This is a genomic window from Rhodopirellula sp. UBA1907 (assembly GCF_002337565.1).
Classification (GTDB): Bacteria; Planctomycetota; Planctomycetia; order Pirellulales; family Pirellulaceae; genus Rhodopirellula; species Rhodopirellula europaea.
Genome location: NZ_DDGH01000088.1, coordinates 9,832 through 10,077, shown reverse-complemented (window position 1 = coordinate 10,077; position 246 = coordinate 9,832). Strand labels below are relative to the sequence as shown.

Here is a 246-nt window from a genome sequence, read left to right as displayed (position 1 = left end):
ATCCGTTGCTGCTGATCCACGGCACAGCCGACGACAATGTGCACTACGCGTCATCGGCACGCCTGATCAATCGGCTGATCGCCGAGAACAAACAGTTTCAAATGATGGCCTATCCCGGACGAACTCACTCGGTCAGCGAAGGCGAAGGAACCCGCTATCACCTGCGAACCATGATGACGAACTTCATCCTTCAGAATCTAAAGTGAACCAATCAGGCTCCAAAAATTAGCCGACGGCCGTTAGGCC

Annotated in this window: 1 protein-coding gene; it reads left to right on the top strand. The window is 53.7% G+C overall.

What is annotated here, in order from left to right; translation table 11 throughout:
* Positions 1–206, top strand: a 206-nt coding sequence (locus B2R17_RS19315; RefSeq protein ID WP_286765260.1) for a prolyl oligopeptidase family serine peptidase, incomplete at its 5' end; no start/stop codon positions are given.
* Positions 207–246 lie beyond the last annotated feature (40 nt).